A 1,003-nucleotide genomic window follows, 5' to 3' on the forward strand; every position below is an offset into this window, starting at 1 on the left:
CATGGATTTAGCGATCGCTAATTTGGCCGAGTTGGCGAAGCAAAACCAAATAAAAGGTCAGATATATACTTTTGGTTTGGATCAATCTGAGATTCTCTCTTTGGGAGAGTTTGGCACAAAAGTACCTGGGAATGTGGTAGAAAAGGCAGAGAAAGTTCAAGAGGATATTGCTAGTAAAAAGATTGTTTTTGAGAAGTGTCAGGAAGCTGGGATGGAAACTCGTTGTGTCAAGAAAGCATAACCTTGGCAATGGATACTTTGTTTGTGTGGTATCCAAGTTTAGGGTTGTTAATGGATGATTGTTTGTGTGGTGTCCAAGTTTAGGGTTGTTAATGGATGATTGTCTGTGTGGTGTCCAAGTTTAGGGTTGCTAATGGATGATTGTTTGTATGGTATCCAAGTTTAAATGAATTTATGTCTTGTTGATGTAACCAAAAGTTTTGGCTCTTTTGTTGCTAATGACTGTATTAATTTACAAGTAGAATCGGGAAAAATACACGCTATTTTAGGAGAAAATGGTGCGGGTAAAACTACTTTAATGAATATTATTAGTGGTGTTTATCAACCTGATTCTGGTAAAATTTATTTACAGGAAAAATCTGTAAACATTACATCTACCCATAGGGCAATTAAGTTGGGAATTGGTATGATTCACCAACATTTTATGCTAGTACCTCAATTGAGTGTTACGGAAAATATTATTCTCGGTACAGAAAGTCAATGGTGGTTAAATCTGCGCAAAAAACAAGCAGAAGTTGCAGCTTTATCCCAAACCTATGGTTTAGAAGTTGACCCCTATGCTCAAGTTGGTAATTTACCTCTTGGCGTACAACAACGAGTAGAAATTCTCAAGGTTTTGTATCGCCAAGCTAAATTATTAATTCTCGATGAACCAACGGCGGTACTTACACCAAAAGAGGTAGAATCTCTAATTGTAATTCTCAAGCAATTAGCTGCTGCTGGAAAGACAATTATTTTTATCAGTCACAAATTAGATGAAGTG

General features: G+C 36.6%; 1 protein-coding gene and 1 pseudogene. Both read left to right on the forward strand.

Annotation, left to right across the window (positions count from 1 at the left end):
* Positions 1–241: pseudogene (locus F6K52_RS36870) on the forward strand (BMP family ABC transporter substrate-binding protein); the annotation flags it as partial.
* 165 nt (positions 242–406) lie between these two features.
* Positions 407–1,003: ATP-binding cassette domain-containing protein (locus tag F6K52_RS36875; protein ID WP_293090265.1), on the forward strand; the 597-nt coding region annotated here is incomplete at its 3' end.

The organism is Moorena sp. SIO3H5, from assembly GCF_010692395.1.
Taxonomy (GTDB): Bacteria; Cyanobacteriota; Cyanobacteriia; order Cyanobacteriales; family Coleofasciculaceae; genus Moorena.